This is a genomic window from Aquipuribacter aurantiacus (assembly GCF_051216895.1).
Classification (GTDB): domain Bacteria; phylum Actinomycetota; class Actinomycetes; order Actinomycetales; family JBBAYJ01; genus Aquipuribacter.
This window is the reverse complement of record NZ_JBPKAO010000042.1, coordinates 1-780: the sequence shown is the minus strand read 5'-3', so window position 1 is coordinate 780 and position 780 is coordinate 1. Positions and strand designations below refer to the sequence as shown.

Sequence of the window (780 nt, the reverse complement as noted above, 5' to 3'; positions counted from 1 at the left end):
CGAGGTGTTCCGCGCCCCGCCGGGGCAGTACGTCGCCGAACCCGCCGCGGCCGTGTCGCCGGAGCGCACCGCCGCCCTTCGCGCCCACGGGTGGACGGACACCGTGCACCACCTCGACGACGACGCCCAGCAGCGGGCAGTGGCCCCACCGGCGGGAATCAACGGCTCGCGTCGTCCGGCGGGCGGCGTCAACGGCTCGGCGCGCTCGGTCTCCTCACCTGGGGGCATCTGGTGACGTGGGGCATCTGGTGACCTGGCAGCTGGCCGCGGCGGTCCTCGCCGGCACCGGTATCGGGGCCGGCCTGTGGCTACTCGTGTCCCCGGCACCCACCCGCACGGCACGGGCAGGGCCCTGGACCCGGCTGCGCATGCTCNGTGGCTGCTCGTGTCCCCGGCCCCCACCCGCACGGCACCGGCAGGGCCCTGGACCCGGCTGCGGGTGGTCATGTCCGGGCGCACCGGGGCGCGGTTGGCGGCTGGTGTCGCGGTGGGGCTCGTGGTGCTGGTGCTGACGCGGTGGGTGCCGGTCGCGGTGGCCGCGGCGGGGGCCGTGATCGCGTGGCCGGTGCTGTTCGGGGCCGCAGCCGAGCAGCGCGCCACCATCCAACGCCTCGAGGCCCTGGCCGCGTGGGTCGAGGGGCTGCGCGACGCGATCGCCACCAGCCGCGGCCTCCCCGAAGCCCTCCCCGCGGCGTCCGCCCGCGCGCATCCCGCCCTCGCGGGGCCGTTGCAGGAGCTCAAGGCCCGCATCGCGGCCCGTGAACCCATCGAGGCCGTCCT

At 77.3% G+C, this 780-nt stretch carries 1 protein-coding gene and 1 pseudogene; both read left to right on the top strand.

The annotated features are described in order from the left end of the window. Positions 1–235: hypothetical protein (locus tag ACR80Q_RS18320; protein WP_435379087.1), on the top strand; the 235-nt coding region annotated here is incomplete at its 5' end. Between the two features lie 210 nt (positions 236–445). Continuing rightward, positions 446–780 (top strand): annotated as a pseudogene (locus tag ACR80Q_RS18315) (type II secretion system F family protein); the annotation flags it as partial.